Genomic DNA, 23,302 nt, shown 5'->3' with positions numbered 1-23,302 from the left:
GACATGCAGTTGACGACACCGGGTGTCGACCACGACGTCACCGAGTGGGTCGCCGACCACCGGACCGCGTGGCTCACCGATGTCTTCCGCGTCATCACCACCGTCGGCAACACCGCCGCCATGACCCTGATCGCGATCGTCGCGGCGATCGTCCTGTGGCGCATCGGCTCCCGCGACCGGGCGCTGACCGTGCTGATCGGATCGGCCTCGGGGTGGCTGCTGATGCAGGCGCTGAAGCACCTCGCCGCGCGCCCGCGTCCCGAACCGCGGTTCCGGGTGATCGCCATCGACACCTACTCGTTCCCCTCGGGGCACGCCATGATGTCGGCGGTCGTCCTCGGCCTGGTCGCGGTCGCGGCGTGGCAGACGTCGGTCTGGGTTCGAGCGCACGCCCCGGTCCTCGCGATCGCCCCCGTCGCGTCGCTGCTGATCGGGGCCAGCCGGATCTACCTCGGCGTGCACTGGACCACCGACGTCGTCGCGGGCTGGCTGATCGGCGCGATCTGGGTGGTGCTCGCCGTCGCGGTCGCGCGGGCACTGCGGACGCGTCGTCGTCAGGTGGCCGCGTCGAACTGATCGCCCGCGATCTGCGCGCACGTCCGGGCGGTCTCGGCGTCGGCGGCGAACCACTGCTCGACCCGGATGTCGTCGACGCCGACCATCAGCGGCGCCAGCAGCGCGGTGACGGTCACGACGAAGCGCAGGATGTCGGGTCCGACGCGGACCTCGAGCTCGAGCGAGGGTGCGGCGGGCACCGTCGGGTCGGGGGAGCGCCAATCGGGCTCGACCAGAGGCGATCGGACGAGATCGGCGTGCAGCGCGGCGAGCTCGTCGTTCGCGTCGCCGAGCACCTCGTGGTGGATTCGCCACAGCAGGTCACGCGCGACGTCGCGATGGTTGACGATGATCCGCGGTCCGATCTCGGGATCGAGGGTCAGCCGCGCCAGGTTCAGGCCGGCGGCCACGACCCGGTCGGGGTCGAGGTCGGCCATCGCCGCGGTCAGCAGCGCCTGCGCGCCACGATTGAGGTCGAGGATGGCGTACGCGCGGTTCATCACGACCAGCGGTAGCGGATCGTGGTGGGACTTCATCACCTCGACGACCGCGCGGACCGGCGCGAGCGGATCGCCGCCCGCCGGTGCCTCCGGGAACCGTGGCGGATGGCCGGCGGCACGCAACATCTCGTTCGTGGCGTGCAGCGGCGCGTCGAGTGCTGTGGCGAGCCGCACCACCATCTCGGCGCCGGGCGCCGACCGTCCGGTCTCGAGGAAACTGATGTGGCGACTCGACACGTCGGCGGTGACCGCCAGATCCAGCTGACTCAGACCCCGTCGATGACGCCAGTGACGCAGCAGCGCCGGATACACCCCGCCGCGACGGGCGGGGGAGTCCGGTTCGCGAGAGGCCATGGGCGCAGCGTAGGACAGCCGGCACCGGGGCCGCACCTACCTCGCCACGTCATTGCCCGCCGCGGTGGTCGTGCGTTCCGATGGTCTCGAGGAGGCCCCCGATCTCGGTGTCTCCCTCGACGAGAGGACGAACGATGAACGACCGCACTGCATCCACCGGTGTCGACCTCTTCCGCGCACCGCCCGATCGTCACGTGGAGGTGTCCGGTGGCGCCGTCGCCGTCCGCAGCGTCGGTGCCGGTCCCGACGTCCTGTTCGTGCACGGCTGGCCGGTCTCGGGGGCGACCTTCCGCCACCTCGTACCGCATCTCGCCGAGGACTTCCGCTCCCACGTCATCGATCTCCCCGGCGCCGGGGACAGTCGCTTCGACCGGGACACGCCGCTCGGGATCGCCGAGCACGCCGCGTCGGTGCGCACGGTCGTCGACGCGCTGGGCCTCGACGACGTCGCCGTGGTGGGCCACGACAGCGGCGGGCTGATCGCCCGGCACGCGCTCGCGAGCGACCCGAGGGTCCGGGCGTGGGGACTCGTCGCCACCGAACAGACCGGCCGTCAGAGCCTGCGCTTCGGGTCGTTCCTGGCTCTACGCCACGTGCCGGGTGTCGGCCGACCGCTCACGGCGGCGCTCACCACACCCGCTCTCCGGCGGCTGCGCGTCGCGCTCGGGGACTGCTTCGCCGATCGCGGAAGACTCGACGGTGAGTTCGCCGAGTTCTTCCTCGACCCGCTGCGGGACGACGCCGACCGACGGTGGGCGGTCGGGAAGTTGTTGCGCACCTTCGACGTCGGCGCGATCGCCGCGTTGCCGGCCCTCCACCGCGCGATCGAGGTACCGGTGGTCCTGGTCTACGGCGACGCCGACGCGTTCTTCCCGGTGGAGCGGGCCCGCGAGATGATGCCGACCTTCGGCGGGCCCGTCACGCTCGCCGCCATCCCCGGCGGCCGACTGTTCGTCCACGAGGAGTCGCCGCGAGAGGTGGCCGAGGCGCTACGGCCCGTCCTCGGACACACGCAGGGTGGTGTCGACGTCAGTTGAGGCCGCGCTGCGCCGCGCGGTCGCCGCGACGGCTCGCGCGCCGTTGCACCGTGAAGATGGTGGTGCCGAAGACACCCACCACCAGGCCGATGATCGCGCTCACCAGTGTCGACGTGGACCCGATGCCGGTCGCCGCGATCACGACCGTCGCGATGAGCCACGCGGCCATCCCGACGTAGACGACGTTGTCGGGCGTCATCAGCCATCGCGGCGGTTGGGGAAGGGCCTGCGCATCGCCCGCATCGGTCATGGGTGCCAGCGTAGGGTCTCCTCCGGGCAGGGGACAGCCCACGGGCCATCGGCCCGCGAGAACTCGACACACCAGGAGGCGGGCGTGCCGCGCACCCCCAGTGAGAAGACCGATCCCGAGAACACCGGTGCGCAGGGGTCGACCCCCGTCACATCCGGCGCCGTGCGCGGTCGGCTCGACCGATATTTCCATGTCTCCGAACGCGACTCGACGATCTCCCGCGAGATGCGCGGCGGGCTGGTCACCTTCTTCACGATGGCCTACATCGTGGTCCTCAACCCGATCATCATCGGCGGGGTCGCCGGCAGCGACCGCAACGCCGACGTGCTGGGCAACGTGCTGCCGATCGCCGCCGTCGCCGCGGTGACCGCGCTCGTCGCCGGACTCATGTCGATCGCCTTCGGCGTGATCGCGAACTACCCGTTCGCCATCGCCACCGGCCTCGGCATCAACAGCCTGCTGGCGGTCAGCATCGCGCCCGACGTCACCTGGCCCGAGGCCATGGGCCTCGTCGTCATCGACGGCATCATCATCGTCCTCCTCGCGGTGACCGGACTCCGCAGTCGCGTGTTCGCGGCCATCCCCGCCGAACTCAAGGCCGCCATCGCCGCCGGCATCGGCTGCTTCATCGCGTTCATCGGCCTCGTCGACGCCGGGTTCGTCACCCGCACCCCCGATGCCGCGGGCACCACCGTCCCCGTCGGCCTCGGTGTCGGCAACTCGATCACCACCCTGCCCACGCTCGTGTTCGCGATCGGCGTGCTCGTGATGGGTGTGCTCGTGGTGCGCAAGGTGCGCGGAGGACTGCTCATCGGCATCGTCGTGACCACGCTGATCGCGGTCGTGGTGCAGGCCTTCGCCGACCTGCCCGCCTCGGGCAACGGCCGCAGCGGATGGAGCCTCAACATCCCGACGTGGCCGGGGACCATCGGTGACCTGCCCGATCTCAGCCTCGTCGGCGACGTCGACATCTTCGGCGCCTTCGTCCGCATCGGCGTCCTCTCGGCGTCGATCTTCGTGTTCACCCTCGTGCTGTCGAACTTCTTCGACGCCATGGGCACCATGACCGGGCTGGGCAAGGAGGCCGGACTCGTCGACGCCGACGGCAACCTGCCGAACGTGGGGCGCGCGCTGGTCGTCGAAGGTGTCGGGGCCATCGCCGGCGGTACCGCGTCGGCGTCGTCGAACACGGTGTTCGTCGAATCGGCGTCGGGCATCGCCGAGGGGGCGCGCACCGGTCTGGCCAACGTGGTGACCGGGCTGCTGTTCCTGGTCGCGATGTTCTTCACGCCGCTGTATCAGATCGTGCCGCTCGAGGCCGCCGCACCGGCGCTGGTGGTGGTGGGCGCGCTGATGATCGCCCAGATCCGGTCGATCGACCTGACGCGGTTCGAGTACGCGCTCCCGTGCTTCCTGACCGTCGTCGTGATGCCGTTCACCTACTCGATCGCCAACGGCATCGGCGTCGGGTTCATCAGCTGGGTGGTGCTCGCCGCGGCTCGCGGGAGAGCACGCTCGGTGCACCCGCTGCTGTGGATCATCGCGGTGCTGTTCGTGGTCTATTTCGCCAAGGGCCCCATCGAGACGCTGATCGATCGTTGACCACGCATTTCATACCGATGACCGATGCGCAGTCGTGCACATGAGTTGGCGCGTCACATTGGTAGTTCGGCGTGCATTCGGTATCACGTGACCTATTGTTGAGCCCGTGAATGCCAAAGACGACAAGCTGGCCAGCGATCTGGCCCTTGCGGTTGTGCGCCTGGCGCGGCACCTGCGCGGGCGGCGGCAGTCCTCCACGGTGTCGTTGACGCAGCTGTCGGCCTTGTCGACCCTCGATCGCGAGGGACCCATGACCCCGGGCGCGATGGCCGCCCAGGAGCGTGTCCAGCCGCCGTCGATGACACGCGTGATCGCCTCACTCGCCGATCTCGGCATGGTCAAGCGCGATCCGCACCCCACCGACGGCCGCCAGATCATCGTCACGTTGTCCGATCTCGGCAACGAGGTCGTCCGTGACGAGACAAATGCCCGCGAGGCATGGCTCCGCGGGCAACTCGAGAAGCTCGACGGCTCCGAGCAGGCCGTCCTCCGCCAGGCCGTCGAGATCATGTCGACGATGGTGTCGAGCAGCGATTAGCTCGACGTCGAGCAGCGACGGGTCGGTTCGTCGGATCTGAGCTGTTCTTAGCGGCGGTAACATGGCCGGGTGCCGTTGCCCCTGATGTTCTCGTCCCTCGGGGTACGGAACTATCGCCTCTGGGCCGGCGGCCAGGTGGTGTCGTTGATCGGCACCTGGATGCAACGCATCGCCCAGGACTGGTTGGTCCTTCATCTCTCCGGGAACAGCGGACTCGCCGTCGGCATCGTGATGGCTCTCCAGTTCGGACCCACCGTCGTGCTCTCCATGCCCGCCGGTGCGCTGGCCGACCGCTTCGACAAACGTCGCCTGCTGATGGCCACCCAGATCGGGATGGCGCTCTGTGCGCTGTTCCTCGGTGTCTCCGACACCCTCGGCATGGCCACCCTGGGGCAGGTCTACGCGTTGTCGCTCATCCTGGGGTGCATCTCGGCGATCGACGCACCGATCCGCCAGTCGTTCACCGTCGAGATGGTCGGTCCCGAACACCTGCCCAACGCCGTGGCGCTGAACTCGATGACCTTCAACCTCGCGCGCATCATCGGCCCGGCCGTCGCCGGCGTCCTGATCACCCTGATCGGCACCGGCCCGGTGTTCCTCGTCAACGTGGTCAGCTTCGTGGCCGTGCTCATCGGGTTGACGTTGATGCGGCCCGGCGACCTGCTGCGCAGCGAACGGTCCACCGGACGGTCGTCGGTGCGGGCCGGCCTCGCCTACGTGCGCGCCCGACCACACCTCGTCGTCGTGTTCGCCACCGTGTTCATGGTGTCGACGTTCGGCATGAACTTCCCGCTGTCGCTGGCCCTGTTGACCGCCAACACCTTTGCCGGGTCGGCGGGCGGTTACGGCTTCCTGTCGACCATGCTCGCCGTCGGGACGTTGGCCGGTGCGACCCTCGCCGCGCGGCGTCGCAACCCGGCGCGCTTACGGCACTTCCTGGCTGCGGCGACGGCGTTCGGGGTGCTCGAGGTGGTCGTCGGTCTCATGCCGAACTTCGCGTGGGTCGCGGTGATGCTCGTGCCCGCCGGTGCGGCGGTGCTCACCTTCAGCACGTCGGCGATGAACATCGTGCAGCTGTCGGTCGACTCGTCGATGCGCGGTCGCGTGATGGGCGTCTACATGCTGTGCTTCCTCGGCGGCACGCCGCTCGGGAGCCCGTTGCTCGGGTGGATCGCCCAGGTCACCGACCCGCGTGCGCCGCTGATCCTCGGTGGCGCCATCAGCGTCGTGGCCACCGTCGCGTGCATCGTCGTCCTCATGCGCGTCCGCCGCATCAGGCCCCACGTCGACCACGGCAAACTCGTGCTCACCCCGGTTCCCGCCGCCGGCGGCTGAGATCGTCCCCGTGGTGGGCGTTCGAGGGGGATATGCCCTCGGAGGGCGCTCAGGGGGACGATATCGGCAGCGCGACGGTCAGAAGAAGGTTCCCGAGAACGGTTTCCGGTCGGTGAGGAACGCCTGATCGAGGTCGCACAGGGTGGTGTGGTCGGCGGCCCAGAGCCGGTCGGCGGCGGCGAACTCGGTGGCGCGATAGCCGCCGAGATAGATGCTGCCCAGCACCGACACGTCCATGCGCACCGTCGCGGGCTCCTCGGTCGGTGTCGCGGTCGCCTGACCGTCGCGCACCGACAACGCGAAACGACCGCCGTTGCCGCGGAAGGTGTCGGTGACCTCGAGCACCGCGTCGAAGTCTTCGGAGTACGTCCGTGCCTCGAGCGCGGCGGGGATGTCGATGATGCGCAACCACATCGAGTCCTTGATCGCCGTCACCGTCGGCGCCCGCAGGTTGGTGAGCTTCATCGGCAGGGGGTCGTCGACCGGGATCGACGCGGTGACCGTCGGCGTCAGGTCGAGGCCGAGCAGAACGCGCCACAGATCGGTGTGCGCGGTGTCGGTGATCGCGACGAACTCCGACACCTCCGCACGCGACTCCCCGTCGACGTGGTTGATCCGGTAGCTCGCGTACCCGTCGGGGTGCACGAGGTAGTGCAGCGCAGAACGGCCGTCGCGCAACATCTCTCGATCGGCGAAGATCATGTTCCACCACACCCGCGACCGCACGATCGCGCCCGGGTTCATCGACGCCCACCGGTCGTGCAGGTCGGGCACCAGCTCACGGACCTGCTCGTCGGTCGCGAACCGCACCGGGGAGTACGACGGCGGCGGGTCACGCAACTCCGCCTTGTTCAGATCTATCGACGCGCTCTGCTCGAAGCAGGCGGGGCCGTAGCCGAACCGTTCGTAGATCGTCGCCTCGCTGGCGGTGAGGATCGAGAAGACGCTCTCCTCGCGTTCCCACTGGTCGAACAGCTCGGTGATCATCATGCGCAGGATGCCGCGACGACGATGCGTGGCCGCCACCGACACCCACGACAGGCCCGGCAGGTCGGCGCGCGTGCCGCCCGGCAGGGTGAGGGTCATCCGGTAGAACATCGCGACACCGGCGAGCACCGACCCGTGCGGACCGGAGTCGTCGTAGACCACCACCACATCCGAGTCGCGCAGCTTGCTGCGGATGTCGGCCTCGGCCTCGGCGTCGAGAGGGTGGATGAACGCGAACGCGCGGGCGTCGGCCGCGATGATCGCCGGCCAGTCGGCGTCGATGGCCCGCCGCAGGGTCAGATCGGTGTCGGTCACACCTTCTACGTTTTCACACAGGCCGGCCCCGGAAATATCGGGACTCGATCCTGCCTTGACTGTGGTCATGAGCCACTCGAACAGTTCCGCCTCGGACGAGCGGGTCGGCACGCGCGCTCTGCCCACCGCCGGGCTCGCCGTCGTGCTCGGCGCGGTGATGCTGGGCACCACCATGCCGACCCCGCTGTACTCCACCTACGAGCGCGAGTTCGGGTTCTCGCTGCTGACGGTGACCATCGTCTACGCGATGTACGCCGTCGGCGTGCTCGCGGCCCTCATCGGACTGGGGACCTGGTCGGACGTGCTGGGTCGTCGCCCGATCCTCGCGCTCGGTGTCGTGTTCTCCGCGGCCAGCGACGTCGTCTTCCTGCTCGCCGACGACACGGCCGTCCTGTTGGTGGCCCGGGTGGTCTCGGGTCTGTCGGCGGGTGTGTTCGTGGGCACGGCGTCGGTGTCGATCATCGAGATGGCCCGCGGACGGCTGGCCGGACGCGCCCCGGTGATCGCCTCCCTGGCCACGATCGGCGGGCTCGGACTCGGACCGGTTCTCGCGTCCATGCTCATCACGTGGGCTCCGGCGCCCCTGCACACCACCTACTGGGTGCACCTGGGCCTCATGGCCGTCGCCCTGGCCATCATCGCGGCCGTCCCCGAGACCCGCGGTCGCCACCGCGAGCGTTCGCTCGGCCTGATGCCGGTGCGCGTGCCCGAGGAGATCCGCGCCTTCTTCCTGCGGGCGGCACTGCTCGGATTCGCGGGCTTCGCGGTGATGGGCCTGTTCACCGCCCTCGCCCCGACCATCTCGGCCACGATCGTCGGCGTGCACTCGGCGATCGGCGCGGCGCTGCTGACGGTGTCGGTGATGGCGGGGTCGCTGCTGGGCCAGCTCGCCGGCCGCGCACTCGCCCGCGAGGCCGCCGACATCCTCGCGATCGTCGCGATGATCGCCGGCATGGCCGTCCTCATCATCACCCTCGTCGTTGGACGGTGGGAGCTGCTCGCGGTCGCCGGGATCGTGGGCGGGGCCGGACAGGGCATCGCGTTCGCGCGCGGTCTGCAGGGCATCGCGACCGGCGCACCGGCCGACGAGAAGGCCGCGGTGACCTCGGCGTACTTCGTGATCACCTACATCGCGATCAGTCTGCCGGTCGTCGCCGAGGGGTTCCTCTCGCGCGCGGTGGGGGTGAAGACCGCGGGCATCACGTTCGCCGCCGTGGTGATCGGTCTCGTCGCCATCGCCTCGCTGCTGCTGGTCCGCGAGCGCCGCGCGGAGGCCGCACGCCCGACACCCGCGACGGCGGACGCCCCCGCCTGAGCACGCGACCGTCCGACCACGCCCCTGCCCATCCAGACGACGTCGTGACGGATCGGTCGGGTTGGATGGGCGGATGTCCGTAGACGTCATCGACATCGTCGATCCCGACGACCCGCGCGTCGACGATTTCCGAGACCTGAACTCCGTCGACCGCCGTCCCGACCTCCCCGTGCTGCCCGGCGGACGTCCGGGACGCGGGCTCGTCGTCGCCGAGGGCGTCCTGGTGGTGCAGCGGATGATCGCCTCCCGGTTCACCCCGCACGCGTTCCTCGGGGTCGACAAACGCCTCGATGAACTCGCCGACGACCTCGCGCAGCCCACGGTCGAGGGGCTGCCGTTCTACCGCGCCACCGCCGAGGTGATGGCCGAGATCGTCGGATTCCATCTGAACCGCGGCGTCCTCGGTGTCGCGCGTCGACCGGAACGTCTCAGCGTCGACGACGTCGTCGCGCAGGCCCGCACCGTCGTCGTGCTCGAGGGCGTCAACGACCACGAGAACATCGGCAGCATCTTCCGCAACGCCGCCGGACTCGCGGTCGACGCCGTCGTCTTCGGTCGCGGGTGCGCCGACCCCCTCTACCGCCGCGCCGTGCGCGTCTCGATGGGACACGCGCTGCTCGTGCCGTTCGCGGCCGCGGAGAACTGGCCCGGCGATCTCCACGACCTCCGCGAGCGCGGGTTCACGGTGGTGTCGCTGACACCCGACGCCGACGCGGTACCGCTCGCCGATGCCGTCGGCGCCGATCGCGTCGCGTTCATGGTGGGCGCCGAGGGCCCCGGACTCTCGGAGACCGCGATGCGGGCCGGCGATGTGCGGGCACGGATCCCGATGGCCCGGGGCACCGACTCGCTGAATGTCGCCACCGCCGCGGCGATCTCGTTCTACGCCCGCGTCGCGCGGTAGCTGCTCGCCGTCAGAGGTGGCGCAGCGCCGAGGTGGCCGCGTTGAAGCCACCCATCCCGTGGGCGCCCGCACCCGGGGGAGTCGACGCCGAACAGAGGTACACACCCTCGATCCCGGTGGCGTAGGGGTCGATCGCCGGTCGCGGGCGGAGCACCACCTGCAGCCCGCCGTTGGAGCCGCCGATCACGTCGCCTCCCGCGTAATTCGGGTTGCCGGAGGCGAAGTCGGCGGTCCTGGTCACCGAGGTCGCACGGATGCGGGATCGGAAACCGGGTGCGAACCGTTCGATCTGGGCGGTGATCGCCTCGGTCGCATCGCCGGAGAACCCGTGCGGCACATGGGCGTAGGCGTACAGCGGGTTCAGCTCGCCGTGGGAGCGGGACGGGTCGGCGACGTACTGCTGTCCCACGATGAGGAACGGCCGGGCGGGCATCTCGCCCCGGGCCACCTGGCGTTCGGCGGCGAACACCTCGTCGGCGTCGCCGCAGACGTGGACCGTGCCCGCCGAGGCGACGCCCGGCGCGGTCCACGGCACGGTGCCCTCGATCGCGTAGTCGACCTTGAAGGCGCCCGGTGCGCGGCGGAACCGTCGGTAGGCGCGCTGCACCCGGCGGGGGAGGGCGTCACCGTAGATGTCCGCCGCCACCTGCGGTGAGGTGTCGAGCAGCACGATGTCGGACGGCGGCAGGTCGGCGGTGCTCGTCACCCGGTGTCCGGTCTCGATCGTGCCGCCCAGGTCGACGAGCATCGCGGCGAGCGCGGAGGTGATCGCGGCCGAGCCGCCCCGGGCGACCGGCCACCCGAAGCGGTGACCCGACGCGGCGAGCATGAGTCCGACCGCGGAGGTGAGTGGTCGGTCGAGTCGGGTGTAGGCGTGCGCGGCGGCACCGGCGAACGCGGCGCGGCCCTGTGGGGTCGCGAACAGGCGCGCGGTGATCGTCGCCGGGGGCAGGGCCCGGGGGCCGAGGGTCGCCAGGGCGAGCAGGTGTCGGGGCAGATGCACGATCGGCTGCATGACCTCGGTGGCGAGGTCGTCGAACCGCGCCGCCAGCGGACCCACCAGTGCGCGCCACCGCGGGCCGTCGCGGCCCAGGCCGTCGACCGTGGTGTCGATCGACCGGTGGATCAGTGCCGCGGTGCCGTCGTCGAGGGGGTGCGCACAGTCGATCGGCGCGTGATCCCACTGCAGGCCGTAGCGGGCCAGGTCGAGACGCGACAGGAACGGCGATCCGACGCCGAGCGGATGGAATGCCGAACAGTGGTCGTGGGTGAGTCCGGGGAGGGTCAGTTCGCCGGATCGGGTGCCGCCGCCGATGGTGTCGGCGGCCTCGAGCACGGTGACCGCGACGCCCGAGCGCGCGAGGTGCACGGCGCCGGCGAGACCGTTCGGACCCGACCCGACCACCACGGCGGTCGTCATCGGAGCGCCACCACCGGATGACGAACCTGCGACACGACGTTGCGACCCATGGGTTCGACGCTACCCACTCGCGCCCGCGGGGAGACAATGAGTCATGTCGTCCGCCGAGCCGACGCCCTGGGCGCTGGGCCTCACGCTGGCCGCGGTCTCGGCGGTGGTCGTGACCGGGGCGGTACTCGGCGTCTACAGCGTCATCGCGGAAACCGGCCGTCTGCTCGCCGTGCTCGGAGTCGTCGTCGTGTGCGGCGGCATCGCCCCGTCGGCATGGGTGTGGCGGCGTCGCCCGGTGTTGCGGTGGATGGGCGGGGGTGCGCTCATCGGCCTCGTCGTCGGTCTGCTGGTCGCGGTCGGCTACGCCGCGACCCGGTGAGTCAGCGTTTGCCGAATCCGAACCACCGCGCCACCTTGACCACCGGTGGTGCGTCGTCCTCGTCGAGCCCGGCGTCGGTGTCGGTGGCGGGGGGAGCCGAGGTGACCTGCGCGTGGTCGTCGTCGGTCGGCTGGTGGCCAGGGGGACGGATCGCGAAGCGCGACACGGGAAGACGGGAGATGGGGAAGTCCGAACCGGTGTCGTTCGGAGACGCCGACGCCGCGTCGAGACGCAACCCCAACCAGGTGTGCGCGGCGCAGGCGGCGAACTCGACCGGGTGGAACGGCAGTGCCTGAGGGTCGTGGGCCACGCCGTCGATGTACTGCAGCGGGTGTTCCCCGGCCCAGAAGGGACGTTCGAAGAGGAAGGGCAGGCCCTCGTTCTCGACGATGTCGACCGGGTCGGCGGCGAACGAACGACGAAGACGCCCCTGATCCCATTGCGCGAACACGCCGTAGGCGGCGTCGGTGTCGGTGTGGACGAGGTAGGCGTGCGCGGTGGGGCGCGCGGTGACGAGTTCGGTCGGCAGTTCCGAGGGGGCCGTCGCGGCGAGGCGCGGGCCGGCGATGACCGCGAGTCGTCCGTAGACGGCCACGCCGATCTCGTCGTCGGCACCCGAGGCGACACGATCCAGGGTGGTCTCGCCACGCGGCACGAGCACCGAATCGCCGATGACGTTGCGTGCCAACGTCTCCGCGGTGACCTGGTCGTTGACGACGCCGACCCGGAGGTCGGCGATGGGGTCATCGCTGTCGATCAACCAGAGCATCGATGTCGTCGCCACGACAGGCACCCTTTCGGTCACTAACGCCTCAACCCGCTACTGGTGTCCGTTGCTTCGGACTCCGAGAAGAACATCTTCCCACGCCGGAACCGCGGGTTTGCGTGCGGCCTTGCGCCGACGAGGAGCCGGGGCCTCGTCCGATGTGGGTGCGCTGCTGCGCATGTCGAGCGGATCGGCCACGGGCGTCGGCGGTTCGGTGTCGCTCGCCGTTGGCGGTTGCGGCTCGACCGTTGTCTCCCTGGCGATCTCGGCTGGCTCCCTGTCGATCTCGGCAGGCGGCACGTCGTCGAGATCGAGATCGTCGATGTCCTCGACCGGCTCGACGTGGTGGTCGACGAGCGTGGGCTGCAGCAGATCGGGGGTGTCGGCGGCGACCACCCGCGCACGCTGGCGGCCGATGAGATCGTCGGCGCCGACGGTGTACTGCTCACCCGCCGAGGCGAGGGAGACGACCGAGGTCAGCCCGCGTAGTGGACGACTCAGGTCGGGATCGGTGATCTCGTCGGCGGTCTCGTCGAGCGGTTCGGTGGTGCCGCCACCCGAGCCCGGCTGGTATCGCCAGTGGGCATGGTTCTCCGACCGTCCGACGCGCCAGCTGACCTGGACGATCCAGCGACCGTCCTCGCTCTTCCAGGCGTCCCAGTCGGTGTCCTCGGGATTGTGGCCCCGCGCGCCGAGCGCGGACGCGACGACCTCGGCCAGCGTGGACAAGGCCGGTCCGTCGATGCGGATGGGGTGCGACGACGACGCCAACTCGGCGGCACGCGACCGCTCGAGCAGCACGGGGTGGGCGAAGCGCGACACCTTCTCGGGCGTCACGCCGGCGGCGGAGGCGACCTGCGCGACGCTGGCCCCGGCCCGGATGCGGGCCTGGATCTCGCGCGGTCGCAGGGTCGACTCCATCTCGATCTCGATCTGACCGAGTCGGGAGATGTCACCGCGTGCGGCGGCGCGGAGCCGATCGTCGGCCGGGAGCTGGAACTTCTCACCGGAGTCGGGATCCTGGCAGATCACCGATCCGCCGTCGGTGTCCAGACCGATGACACGCAGTTCACGCATCTGCCCCTCCTCCTCGAGTGAGAGCGGGTGGTACCGATCTGCCATGACCGATGTTCATCCGAGCGACTGTTCACTCGACCCTAGTGCAGCGACGGCGTGTCGGGTCGATGACACACCGGGAAACACCAGCTCAGCAGGGCTGTGATCGATCGTCCCACGGGCCACATGCGTCACGTTCGCCTCCGCCGGAACGACGGCAGAACCGGGGTCAGAGGGCCGCGACCACGTGGTCGATGCACTTCGTGAGCTGCGTGATGTCGTCGGGTTCGATGGCCGGGAACATGCCGATGCGCAGCTGGTTGCGACCGAGCTTGCGGTACGGCTCGGTGTCGACGACGCCGTTGGCGCGCAGCGTCTTGGCGACCGCGGCGGCGTCGACCGAGTCGTCGAAGTCGATGGTGCCGACCACCTGGCTGCGGTGCTCCGGCGCGGCGAACGGGGTCGCGAACTCGCTCGCGTCGGCCCAGTCGTAGAGGCGGCTCGAGCTGTCTGCGGTGCGCTTGGTCGCCCAGTCGAGCCCGCCCTGGGCGTTCATCCACTCGAGCTGGTTGGCCAGCAGCAGCAGCGACCCGACGGCAGGGGTGTTGTAGGTCTGGTTCTTCGAGCTGTTGTCGACGGCGGTCGGCAGCGACAGGAAGTCGGGGCACCAGCGGCCCGAGGCCTCGATCTTCGCGATCCGCTCGAGTGCGGCGGGGCTCATCAGCGCCAACCAGATGCCGCCGTCGGAGGCGAAGCTCTTCTGCGGCGCGAAGTAGTAGACGTCGGCGTCGGCCGCGTTCACCGGTAGGCCACCGGCACCCGAGGTCGCGTCGATCACGACGAGTGCGTCACCGGCGGCCGACGGACGCGACACCGGCACGGCGACACCGGTCGAGGTCTCGTTGTGCGCCCAGCCGATGAGGTCGACGTCGCCGGCCTGCTCGGCGGTGATGTCGGCCGGGTTCGGCGCGGTACCCGGGTCGGTGGAGATCACGGTCGGGTTCTCGATGAACGGCGCCTTCTTCGCGACGCTGGCGAACTTCGACGAGAACTCGCCGTAGGTGAGGTGCAGCGACTTCTTCTCGATGAGGCCGAACGACGCGGCATCCCAGAACGCGGTCGAGCCGCCGTTGGAGAGGACCACCTCGTAGCCGTCGGGCAGCGAGAAGAAGGTGTGGAGACCGTCGCGGATGGCGCCGACGACGTTCTTCACCGGTGCCTGGCGGTGGCTGGTCCCGAACACCGACGCGCCGGTGTCGACGAGCGACTGCAGCTGCTCGGGGCGGACCTTGGACGGGCCGCAACCGAAGCGGCCGTCGGCGGGGAGGAGGTCGGCGGGGATCGTGATCGCGGAATCGCTCATGGCCGCAATCGTAGTTGCCGCATCCGAGGTCACCGACGGCGCATGTTGCCCCACCCGCGCGGCCGCGACGGCCTGTCCCTTGCGCGCGGCTGAACAACTGTTTAATGTCCTGAACGCGCGTTCAATCGACGTGCGGCCCGACCGAGTGGAGGAGACCCGATGAGCGACCTCACGGCGCGTGCGACGGTGCGTGACAGCGCCATCGCCGTGTTCGCCCGCGACGGGTTCTCCGCGTCGGTGCGAACGATCGCCGAGGCGGCCGGGGTGAGTCCCGGCCTGGTCATCCACCACTTCGGGTCGAAGGACGGTCTGCGCGCCGAGTGCGACACCCACGTGCTCGAGCAGACGAGGAACCGCAACCTCGCGTCGCTGCGGGAACCCGTCGGAGACGATGTGGCGCTCGACCACCGACTCGCCGACCTCGCCGACGCCGGTCCGTCGCTGATGTACCTCCTGCGCAGCGTGCAGCAGGGCGGCGACCTCGCGCGCACGTTCATCGAACGGCTCGTGGCCGACACCGAGCGATCGATGGCCGTCGGCGTCGCGGCCGGCCGCATCCGTCCCTCGCTCGACGAGGCGGCCCGGGCGCGGTACCTGGTGGCGCAGTCGATCGGGGCGATGCTCGTCGACCTCGCCGTGCATCCGCCACCCGACCACGCCGACAGCGCCGCCATCGTCGCCGCGTACGCGCAGCGCACGATGCTGCCCGCCGCGGAATACGCGACGCACGGTGTCCTCACCGACACCACCGTCCTCGATGCCGTCGTCGCCTACCGCGGGAGTGAGCGATGAGCGAATCAGAAGCGGTTGTCGCCGTGTCGGGTCTCCGGAAACGCTTCGGCCGCACCCAGGTTCTCGACGGCCTCGATCTCACCGTCGAGAAGGGTTCCGTCGCGGGCTTTCTCGGCCCGAACGGCGCCGGGAAGTCGACCACCATCCGAGTGCTGCTCGGGACCTACCGGCGCGACGGCGGGTCGGTCAGCGTCCTCGGCGGTGATCCGGTGCGTGACGCCGTCGCCATCCATCGTCGGATCGCCTACGTCCCCGGCGATGTGAACCTCTGGCCGCAGATGACCGGCGGCGAGTGCATCGACGCCCTGCTCGCGTTGCGCGGGGCGACACCGCGCCCGGCCGATCGCGCGGCCATGATCGACCGCTTCGATCTCGACCCGACGAAACGGATCTCGGCGTACTCGAAGGGCAACCGGCAGAAGGTCGTGCTCGTCGCCGCGTTCGCCTCCCGCGCCGATCTGTTGATCCTCGACGAACCCACCTCGGGACTCGACCCGCTGATGGAGGACGTCTTCGGTCGCTGCGTGCGCGAGGCGGCCGACGCGGGCACGTCGGTCCTGCTGTCGAGCCACATCCTCGGTGAGGTGGAACGCCTCTGCGACACCGTGACCATCATCCGGGCCGGACGCACCGTCGAGAGCGGGACGCTCGCGCAGATGCGTCATCTCACCAGGACGCGGGTGACCGCCGAGGTCGTCGGATCGACCGACGGCCTGGCCGAGCTCCCGGACGTCGCCGACCTCGAGACGACGCCATCGACCACCGACGGAACCGCCGTGACCCTGTCCGTCGCGCCGGCGGGACTGTCGGCGCTGCTCACCGCACTCGGCACCCGTGGTGTGCGGTCACTGCAGATCGCACCGCCGTCGCTGGAGGAGTTGTTCCTCGGCTACTACGGACACCACGGTGACGGGCCCGACCGCGATGAGCACTGACGTCGCGGGCGCGGGGCTGCTGGCCGGTGTCACGCTGCGGCGGGAACGGATCCGCTCGTCGCTGGGCATCGTCGCGTTGCCGATTCTGGTGGTGGTCACCGGGGCGGCCATGGCCTCGCTGTACCCCGATGTGGCCGCGCGCGAGGCGTTGCGGTCGGGTGCCGCGGACAACCCCGCGTTCCGGCTGCTGCTCGGTCCGCTGGGCGAGGACACCTCGGCCGCGGCGATCACGACGTGGCGAATCGGACTGTTCCTCGTGCTCGTCGCCGGAATCCTTCTTGCCCTCACCATCATCCGCAATTCCCGCGCCGAGGAGGACTCCGGACGGGGCGAACTCGTGCGCGCCGGTGTCGTCGCGCCCACGGCCCCGGTGCTCGTCGCCGCCGCGGCCGCGATGATCGTCGGCGCCGCCCTCGGCGTCGTGATGGTTTGTGCGACAGCACTTGTCGGAGCGTCGGCGGCGTCGGCGGTGATGGTCGGGGTCGGCTATGTGACGGTCGGCGCCGCGGCCGTCGGGATCGCTGCGGTCGCCGATCAGGTGTTCGGTACCGCACGCGGGGCGAATGTCGCCGTGGTGACGGTCCTCGCCGGTGGTTACGTCCTGCGCGGTGTCGGTGATCTCGTCGACGGGGTCACCTGGTTGAGGTGGGCCTCGCCGGTGGGGTGGGCCGAGCTGATCGACCCGTTCGGGCATCGTCGGGTGCTGCCCGTGGTCGCCGGTGTGGCGGTGGGTGTCGTCGGGGTGGCGGTGGCGGCGACCATCGCGCGTCGCCGCGACCTCGGGGAGGGCCTGCTGGTGCGGCGACCCGAACCCGCGGGATCTCGCCGACTGCGCTCGGTGGGGGCGGTGGTGGCGCGGGTGTCGGCGCCGACGATCGCGCCGTGGGTGTCGGCGACCGCCGCGTACTGCCTGCTGCTGGGGTTCCTGCTGTCGTCGGTGAACGATCTCGTGCCGTCGGGCGGTGGGGTGACCGACATCCTTCGTGACCTGGGCGGTGGTGGCGCGCTCGCCGAATCGGTGATGGCCGCGGTCCTCGGGTTCGTCGGGGTGATCGCCGGTCTCGCGGGTGTCGCGGTGGTGGTGCGGGCCCGCGCCGACGAGACCGCGGGCCGCACCGAGCAGGTCCTCGCCACCGCGACGTCACGCACGCGGTGGTTCGTGAGCACCGCGTGTGCCGCGCTGGGGGCGTCGATCGTCGTGATCGTGGCGGCATCGGTCGCGATCGCGGTCGCCCACGGCATCAGCGCCGGGACGTCGGCGGCACCCGACATCGGGACCGTCCTCTCCGCCGGCGCCGTGCAGATCCCCGGGACCCTGGTCGTCGTCGCCGTCGGTGTCGCCGCCTGGGGCCTACGACCACGATTCGTCGCGGTGGGGTGGGCCGCGGTACTGGCCGACATGCTGTTCGCACAGTTCGGCGCGTTGTTCGGCCTACCCGTGTGGGTGCGCGACCTCGCGCCCCACACCCACGTGTCGGGCATGCCGCCCGGCGACGTCGGCCTTGTCGCACCGATCGTGAGCCTGGTGGCCGCGGCGGTGCTGCTCGGGCTCGGTGGGTGGGGGTTCGGTCGCCGCGACATCCCCCGCTGATCGGTCAGGTGACACGATGCGGTCGTGGATGTCGAGACGTTTCGCCGACTGCTGACCGAACCCGGGCAGGCGCTGCTCGCCGAGATCGCGCAGCGGGCCGGCGTCGAGTCCGACCACGCGCTGGGCAGCCGGCTGCGCACCGTCCACGACGGCGACTTCGTGGCCGCCGCGGTCACCCAGAACCATCTGCGCGGGCTGGCGCGGACCAAGTTCGGCGACGACGCCGCGCGCATGTACTTCACCCACGACGCCCTCGAGCAGGCCACCCGCGCCTCGGTCGCGACCCATCGTGCGCAGACGCTGCGGTCGCTCGGCGCTGATGCGGTGGTCGACCTCGGGTGCGGCATCGGGTCGGATCTCATCGCCTTCGCGCGAGCCGGCATCGCGGTGCGGGGCGTCGACATCGACCCGGTGCGCGTCGAGATCGCGCGCGCCAACCTCGCGGCGCTGGCTCTGCCGGGCACCGTCGAGGTCGGCGACGCCACCACCGCGACCGTTGCCGAGGACGAGGTCGCGTTCTTCGATCCCGCCCGACGCACCGCGCGGGGCCGGGTGTTCCGGCTCGACGGCCTCACGCCACCATGGGATCTCGTGGCGCAGCGGCTGGCGGGGCGCGCGGTCGCGAAGGTGATGCCCGGCATCGGCCACGACGACATCGGCGACGGCGTGCGCGCCGAATGGGTCTCCGAGCGCGGCAAGCTCGTCGAATGTTGCCTGTGGGGAGCGGGATTCGCCCACCCCGACGCCGGTACCCGAGTCGCGACGGTGCTGCCGTCGGGGGCCACGATGAGCGGCGGCGGGCGCCCCGGGCCCGATGGGGCCGACACCGACGAGGCGGGCCCGGTGGGCCGCTACCTCTTCGAGCCCGACGACGCCGTGATCCGCGCCGGTCTCGTCGCCGACCTGGCCGAGCAGATCGACGGGTGGTTGCCCGACCGGCACATCGCCTACATCACCACCGACGAGCCCGCCGACACCCCGTTCGCCCGCGGGTATCTCGTGCTCGACGAACTGCCCTACCGGACCAAGCAGCTACGGGCGGCTCTGCAGGATCTCGACGTCGGCACGCTGACCGTGAAAAAACGTGGCGTGCAGGTGGTCCCGGAAGATCTCATCGCCAAGCTCCGACTCACCGGCAGTCGCTCGGCGCTCATCGTGCTCACCCGGGTCGCCGGTGCGGGCCGCGCCTTCCTCGTCGAACCGCTCGCTCGTCCGTGAGAACGATGCTCGCGCAGCGAGATCAGGAGATCTCGGCCCACCCGTCGACGTCCTCGGGGCGGCGCGGGCCGGGCCCGGTGTAGATCGCCGCCGGCCGCACCAGCTTGCCCAGGCGCTTCTGCTCCATGATGTGGGCGCACCATCCCGCGGTCCGTCCGCAGGTGAACATGGCCGGCATCATGTGCGTGGGCACCTCGGCGAAATCGAGGATCACCGCGGCCCAGAACTCCACGTTGGTCTCGATGGCGCGGTCGGGGCGCCGTTCGCGCAATTCGGTCAGCGCCGCCTGCTCCAGTGCGGCGGCGACCTCGAAACGCGGCACCCCCAGCTCCTTTGCGGTGCGCCGCAGCACCCGTGCCCGCGGGTCCTCGGCCCGGTAGACCCGGTGCCCGAAGCCCATCAGCTTCTCCTTGCGGTCGAGGATGCCCTTGACCAGGCCGCGGGCGTCGTCGGAGCGTTCGACCTCTTCGATCATCGGCAGCACGCGTGCCGGCGCGCCACCGTGCAGCGGTCCGCTCATGGCGCCTACCGCCCCCGACAACGATGCGGCGACATCGGCGCCGGTCGAGGCGATCACGCGGGCGGTGAACGTCGAGGCGTTCATGCCGTGTTCGGCTGCGCTGACCCAGTAGGCGTCGATCGCGCGGATGTGCGCCGGATCCGGCTCGCCCCGCCACCGGGTCATGAAACGTGCGGTGACGGTGTCGCATCCGTCGACCTGGGCCTGGGGGACGGCGGGCTGACCGATGCCGCGCGCCGACTGCGCCACGTACGACAGCGCCATCACCGACGCTCGGGCGAGGTTGTCGCGAGCGGTGGCGTCGTCGATGTCGAGCAGCGGCTGGTAGCCCCAGATGGGAGCGAGCATGGCCAGCGCGGCCTGGACGTCGACACGGACGTCGCCGGTGTGGACGGGCAGCGGGAACGGCTCGGCGGGCGGGAGTCCGTCACCGAAGCGACCGTCGACGAGCAGGGCCCATACGTCGCCGAAGGTGACCCGGTTCTCGACGAGGTCCTCGATGTCGACACCGCGGTAGCGCAGGTTGCCGCCGGCCTTGTCGGGTTCGGCGATGTCGGTGGTGAAGGCGGTGACACCTTCGAGCCCGGGAACGAAGTCGTCGGGCACGTGTGCGGTGTCCGAGGGGGTCGGTGAGCTCTCTGCCATCGTGTCGACTCCTTCGTCGCCCGTGCGCACTGCTGACGACGTGAACTCTAATGCCCGCGAGTAGCGTCGTCTCGCGTGGATGGTGAGGCAGTGAACGTGTCCGATATGCGCGTCGGCTACGGGTCGGCCGGGGGCGGCGGACTGGGGCCGGAGTCGCTGACCGGTGAGCCGGTGTGGCTCGACCTGTTCGAGCGGTGGTTGGCCGAGGGCGTCGCCCGCGCCATCCCCGAACCCAACGCGATGGTGGTCGCCACCGTCGACGCCGAGGGTGTCCCCGCGACCCGCACGGTGCTGTGCAAGGCGGTCGACGACCGCGGAATCGTGTTCTACACCAACCACGATTCGGACAAGGGGCGGCATCTGGCGGCGCAACCCGTCGCCTCGGCGACGTTCCCGTGGATCGCGATGGAACGGCAGGTCCACTTCCGTGGTCCGGTGGTGCAGATCGAGCGTGCCGAGACGCAGGCGTACTGGGCCAGTCGCCCCCGCGGGTCACAGCTCGGTGCGCTGGCCTCGACCCAGTCGCACCCCATCGCGTCGCGGGCCGATCTCGAGGCCCAGGCACGCGCGGTGGCCGATCGCTTCGGTGGCGTCGACGGCGACGAGCCGGTGCCCCTGCCCGACAACTGGGGTGGCTACCGCATCCAACCGACGACCGTCGAGTTCTGGCAGGGCGGTGCCGACCGCCTGCACGATCGGGTGCGCGTCGTACGCGACCCGGACACGGGCGTGTGGGACGCCCGCAGGCTGCAGCCCTGATGGCGGGACTGCTCGCCGACACCGCGCCCCTGCGCAGTCCGCACTTCCGTCGACTCTGGTCGGCGAACATCGTCACCGTCATCGGCGCCCAGCTCACCGTCGTGGTGGTGCCTGCGCAGATCTTCTTCATCACCGGCAGCTCGGCCTACGTCGGTCTCGCCGGTCTGTTCGGCCTCGTCCCGCTGGTCGTGTTCGGGCTGTGGGGCGGCGCCGTGGCCGACATCGTCGACCGCAGGCTGCTGCTGATCATCACCACGATCGGCCTGATCGGGTGCAGCGCCCTGTTCTGGCTGCAGGCCGCCGCGGGGATCGACAACGTGTGGGTCATCCTGTCGCTGTTCGCCGTGCAGCAGGGTTTCTTCGCGGTCAACCAGCCGACCAAGTCGGCGATCCTGCCGAAGATCGTCGACATCAAGGACCTGCCCGCCGCGAACTCGTTGAACATGACGGTGATGCAGGCCGGCGCCATCGCCGGACCGGTCATCGGCGGCGCACTCATCCCGAAGCTGGGGTACTCCACCCTCTACCTCGTCGACACGATCTTCCTGTTCGCGACGCTGTGGGCGGTGATCCGGCTGCCCTCGCTGACACCCGAACGCAGCGACGACGCGCCACGGGTCGCCGGACTGCGATCGGTGATCGACGGGTTCGTCTACCTGCGCGGACACAAGGTGCTGATGATGTCGTTCGTCGTCGACCTCATCGCGATGGTGTTCGGCATGCCGCGCGCACTGTTCCCGCAGATGGCCCACGAGAACTTCGGCGGTCCCGACGGCGGTGGCCTCGCCTTCGCGCTGCTGTTCGCCGCGATCGGGGCGGGCGCGGTCGTCGGCGGCGTGTTCTCCGGGTGGGTGTCGCGCGTGCAGCGACAGGGCCTGGCGGTGATCGTCTGCATCGTCATCTGGGGTGCGTCGATCGCCGGGCTCGGCGTGGTGGTGGCGTTCGCCGGGGGAGCGACGCTGCCGGTGCTGCCGATCGCGGTGGCGCTGCTGATGATCGGCGGTGCGGCCGACATGGCGTCGGCGGCCTTCCGGCAGTCGATGCTGCAGTCGGCGGCCAACGACGACGTGCGCGGCCGCCTGCAGGGTGTGTTCACGGTGGTGGTGGCCGGAGGGCCCCGCATCGCCGACGTCGCGCACGGCGGTGTGGCGGCCACCGCCGGGGTGGCCGTGACCACCGCGGGCGGCGGTGTCGCGGTCATCGTCTTCACGGTCGTCGCGGCACTCGCGGTGCCGGCGTTCGTCCGGTATCGCCTGGTCCACTGACCCAGCGGGTTCTCCCGCCGCGTCGGTACCCTGAGCCGGTGAAGGAGATGACCGGACGCATCGTCGGCAGCGTCGTGCTGCTGGCCGCGATGACGGTCGTCTATCTCGTCACCGTGTGGACCACGGCAGGTCAACGTGTCGACCAACGGGTCTATGAGGCGATGTACGGCGCCGACTCGTGGCGGGACCTGTTGCACCGGGTCGGTTTCCAACGCGTCACCGATCCGCGGTTGTGGCTCATCGCCGCGGTCGTCGTCATCGTGCTGGGCCTGCTGGCGCGCCGCCGGGGCAGCATCATCGCGCTGCTCGTCCTGCCCGCGCTCGGTGTGGTGATCGCCCGGATGCTGCGGACCGAGATCCTCCCGCGGCCCGAGCTGTTGGACATCGCCCGCGCCGCGTTCAACACCTTTCCCAGCGGTCACACCGCGGCCGCCGCCGGTTGTGTCGCGGCGGCGATCCGTGCGGCGCCCCGGGTGGTCGCTCCGGTCGTCGCGGTCGTCGGCGCCATGTGGACCACCGTGGTCGGGCAGGGGCTCATGGAGGTCGGTGCGCATCGGCCCAGCGACATCGTCGGATCCCTGTTCATGGTGGGCGCCGCGATGATCCTCGTGCCCGATTCGACGCGCTCGGGTGTACCGCCGGGCGTCGCGGCGCTGACCGCTGTCGTCGCCGCGATCGGCCCCGTCGTGTGGGCCGTGCACACGGGTCACCTCGTGCTCGCCGCCATCGGTGTCGTCGCGGCAGGCGTGTTCGCGCTGCTCACCGCGGGTATCGGAACACCTGCGCGCAGGGGCGTTCCGCTCGCGGAACCGTTCGTCCCGCAATCGCGGTGGGTCGCCGGTCGCTGACCGCGGCCCGGTGTCGCCTCCTCTCCGCCTCCTGGACCCCTGTGTGTCGCTCGTCACTCGGG

The 23,302-nt window shown here is 70.6% G+C and carries 23 protein-coding genes; 15 read left to right on the top strand and 8 right to left on the bottom strand.

Going from position 1 to position 23,302, the window contains the following annotated elements; genetic code table 11:
• Positions 1-3 precede the first annotated feature (3 nt).
• Positions 4-576 carry a phosphatase PAP2 family protein gene (locus TU34_RS17360; protein WP_045824145.1) on the top strand — a complete coding sequence of 191 codons (573 nt, stop codon included), beginning with the start codon at positions 4-6 and terminating at the stop codon, positions 574-576.
• Here TU34_RS17360 and TU34_RS17355 read toward each other — a convergent pair.
• On the bottom strand, positions 555-1,409 hold the full coding sequence (locus TU34_RS17355; protein WP_045824144.1) for a helix-turn-helix domain-containing protein: 855 nt from the start codon (positions 1,407-1,409) through the stop codon (positions 555-557). The two genes, TU34_RS17360 and TU34_RS17355, sit on opposite strands and share 22 nt — an antisense overlap.
• 134 nt (positions 1,410-1,543) lie before the next feature.
• Between TU34_RS17355 and TU34_RS17350 the strand changes: the two genes are divergently transcribed.
• Positions 1,544-2,446 carry an alpha/beta fold hydrolase gene (locus TU34_RS17350; protein ID WP_045824143.1) on the top strand — a complete coding sequence of 301 codons (903 nt, stop codon included), beginning with the start codon at positions 1,544-1,546 and terminating at the stop codon, positions 2,444-2,446.
• Here the strand turns inward: TU34_RS17350 and TU34_RS17345 are convergent.
• Positions 2,439-2,696, bottom strand: a complete 258-nt coding sequence (locus tag TU34_RS17345; RefSeq protein WP_045824142.1) for a DUF2530 domain-containing protein — start codon at positions 2,694-2,696, stop codon at positions 2,439-2,441. The two genes, TU34_RS17350 and TU34_RS17345, sit on opposite strands and share 8 nt — an antisense overlap.
• A gap of 162 nt (positions 2,697-2,858) precedes the next feature.
• Between TU34_RS17345 and TU34_RS17340 the strand changes: the two genes are divergently transcribed.
• From TU34_RS17340 to TU34_RS17330, 3 genes are all read left to right on the top strand, one after another.
• Positions 2,859-4,298, top strand: a complete 1,440-nt coding sequence (locus TU34_RS17340; RefSeq protein WP_045824181.1) for an NCS2 family permease — start codon at positions 2,859-2,861, stop codon at positions 4,296-4,298.
• Between the two features lie 106 nt (positions 4,299-4,404).
• Positions 4,405-4,836, top strand: coding sequence for an Rv0880 family HTH-type transcriptional regulator (locus TU34_RS17335; protein ID WP_045824141.1), 432 nt, complete (start codon positions 4,405-4,407; stop codon positions 4,834-4,836).
• 84 nt (positions 4,837-4,920) lie between these two features.
• Positions 4,921-6,171 (top strand): MFS transporter, encoded by a 1,251-nt coding sequence (locus TU34_RS17330; protein ID WP_045824180.1) that lies wholly within the window; start codon positions 4,921-4,923, stop codon positions 6,169-6,171.
• Between the two features lie 78 nt (positions 6,172-6,249).
• On the opposite strand, the gene TU34_RS17325 is transcribed toward TU34_RS17330, so the two are convergent.
• Positions 6,250-7,473 carry a GNAT family N-acetyltransferase gene (locus TU34_RS17325; protein ID WP_045824140.1) on the bottom strand — a complete coding sequence of 408 codons (1,224 nt, stop codon included), beginning with the start codon at positions 7,471-7,473 and terminating at the stop codon, positions 6,250-6,252.
• Between the two features lie 67 nt (positions 7,474-7,540).
• Here TU34_RS17325 and TU34_RS17320 point away from each other — a divergent pair, with 67 nt between their 5' ends.
• Positions 7,541-8,788 carry an MFS transporter gene (locus TU34_RS17320; protein ID WP_160298546.1) on the top strand — a complete coding sequence of 416 codons (1,248 nt, stop codon included), beginning with the start codon at positions 7,541-7,543 and terminating at the stop codon, positions 8,786-8,788.
• A gap of 73 nt (positions 8,789-8,861) precedes the next feature.
• Positions 8,862-9,692: a TrmH family RNA methyltransferase gene (locus TU34_RS17315; protein WP_420835196.1), complete on the top strand. Its 831-nt coding sequence runs from the start codon at positions 8,862-8,864 to the stop codon at positions 9,690-9,692.
• Positions 9,693-9,702: 10 nt separating this feature from the next.
• On the opposite strand, the gene TU34_RS17310 is transcribed toward TU34_RS17315, so the two are convergent.
• Positions 9,703-11,112 carry a phytoene desaturase family protein gene (locus tag TU34_RS17310; protein WP_045824138.1) on the bottom strand — a complete coding sequence of 470 codons (1,410 nt, stop codon included), beginning with the start codon at positions 11,110-11,112 and terminating at the stop codon, positions 9,703-9,705.
• Positions 11,113-11,206: 94 nt separating this feature from the next.
• Here TU34_RS17310 and TU34_RS17305 point away from each other — a divergent pair, with 94 nt between their 5' ends.
• A complete protein-coding gene (locus TU34_RS17305) occupies positions 11,207-11,482 on the top strand; it encodes a DUF2537 domain-containing protein (RefSeq protein ID WP_045824137.1) in 276 nt (91 codons plus the stop codon).
• A 1-nt stretch (position 11,483) separates the two neighbouring features.
• On the opposite strand, the gene TU34_RS17300 is transcribed toward TU34_RS17305, so the two are convergent.
• The 3 genes from TU34_RS17300 to serC form a co-directional block, all read right to left on the bottom strand.
• Positions 11,484-12,266: a DUF6928 family protein gene (locus TU34_RS17300; protein WP_052689016.1), complete on the bottom strand. Its 783-nt coding sequence runs from the start codon at positions 12,264-12,266 to the stop codon at positions 11,484-11,486.
• Between the two features lie 36 nt (positions 12,267-12,302).
• The gene (sepH, locus tag TU34_RS17295) at positions 12,303-13,325 is read right to left on the bottom strand and encodes a septation protein SepH (RefSeq protein ID WP_045824177.1); all 1,023 of its coding nucleotides are present in this window, start codon (positions 13,323-13,325) and stop codon (positions 12,303-12,305) included.
• Positions 13,326-13,533: 208 nt separating this feature from the next.
• Positions 13,534-14,667: a phosphoserine transaminase gene (gene serC, locus TU34_RS17290; protein ID WP_045824136.1), complete on the bottom strand. Its 1,134-nt coding sequence runs from the start codon at positions 14,665-14,667 to the stop codon at positions 13,534-13,536.
• A 159-nt stretch (positions 14,668-14,826) separates the two neighbouring features.
• Between serC and TU34_RS17285 the strand changes: the two genes are divergently transcribed.
• From TU34_RS17285 to TU34_RS17270, 4 genes are read left to right on the top strand one after another with little or no spacing between them, the layout of a single operon-like run.
• Positions 14,827-15,459, top strand: coding sequence for a TetR/AcrR family transcriptional regulator (locus TU34_RS17285; RefSeq protein WP_045824135.1), 633 nt, complete (start codon positions 14,827-14,829; stop codon positions 15,457-15,459).
• A complete protein-coding gene (locus TU34_RS17280; RefSeq protein ID WP_045824134.1) occupies positions 15,456-16,394 on the top strand; it encodes an ABC transporter ATP-binding protein in 939 nt (312 codons plus the stop codon). Before TU34_RS17285 ends, TU34_RS17280 begins: the two co-directional genes overlap by 4 nt.
• Positions 16,366-17,985 (top strand): hypothetical protein, encoded by a 1,620-nt coding sequence (locus TU34_RS17275; RefSeq protein ID WP_052689015.1) that lies wholly within the window; start codon positions 16,366-16,368, stop codon positions 17,983-17,985. The genes TU34_RS17280 and TU34_RS17275 overlap by 29 nt, the downstream gene beginning before the upstream one ends.
• A 24-nt stretch (positions 17,986-18,009) precedes the next feature.
• Positions 18,010-19,203: a class I SAM-dependent methyltransferase gene (locus tag TU34_RS17270; RefSeq protein WP_045824133.1), complete on the top strand. Its 1,194-nt coding sequence runs from the start codon at positions 18,010-18,012 to the stop codon at positions 19,201-19,203.
• A 22-nt stretch (positions 19,204-19,225) separates the two neighbouring features.
• On the opposite strand, the gene TU34_RS17265 is transcribed toward TU34_RS17270, so the two are convergent.
• Positions 19,226-20,368 carry a citrate synthase 2 gene (locus TU34_RS17265; protein WP_045824175.1) on the bottom strand — a complete coding sequence of 381 codons (1,143 nt, stop codon included), beginning with the start codon at positions 20,366-20,368 and terminating at the stop codon, positions 19,226-19,228.
• 105 nt (positions 20,369-20,473) lie between these two features.
• Here TU34_RS17265 and pdxH point away from each other — a divergent pair, with 105 nt between their 5' ends.
• Genes pdxH through TU34_RS17250 form a run of 3 tightly spaced genes read left to right on the top strand, consistent with a single transcriptional unit; the run spans position 20,474 to position 23,240 of the window.
• Positions 20,474-21,127, top strand: coding sequence for a pyridoxamine 5'-phosphate oxidase (gene pdxH, locus TU34_RS17260; protein WP_045824132.1), 654 nt, complete (start codon positions 20,474-20,476; stop codon positions 21,125-21,127).
• Positions 21,127-22,392 carry an MFS transporter gene (locus TU34_RS17255; RefSeq protein ID WP_045824174.1) on the top strand — a complete coding sequence of 422 codons (1,266 nt, stop codon included), beginning with the start codon at positions 21,127-21,129 and terminating at the stop codon, positions 22,390-22,392. The genes pdxH and TU34_RS17255 overlap by 1 nt, the downstream gene beginning before the upstream one ends.
• A gap of 47 nt (positions 22,393-22,439) precedes the next feature.
• Complete coding sequence (locus tag TU34_RS17250; protein WP_238981367.1) at positions 22,440-23,240, top strand: phosphatase PAP2 family protein; 801 nt, start codon at positions 22,440-22,442, stop codon at positions 23,238-23,240.
• The last annotated feature ends 62 nt before the right edge of the window (positions 23,241-23,302 follow it).

It is taken from the genome of Williamsia herbipolensis (assembly GCF_000964005.1).
Lineage (GTDB): Bacteria > Actinomycetota > Actinomycetes > Mycobacteriales > Mycobacteriaceae > Williamsia_A > Williamsia_A herbipolensis.
Note: the sequence above shows the minus strand (reverse complement) of the source record. Positions and strands in the feature narration are given on the sequence as shown.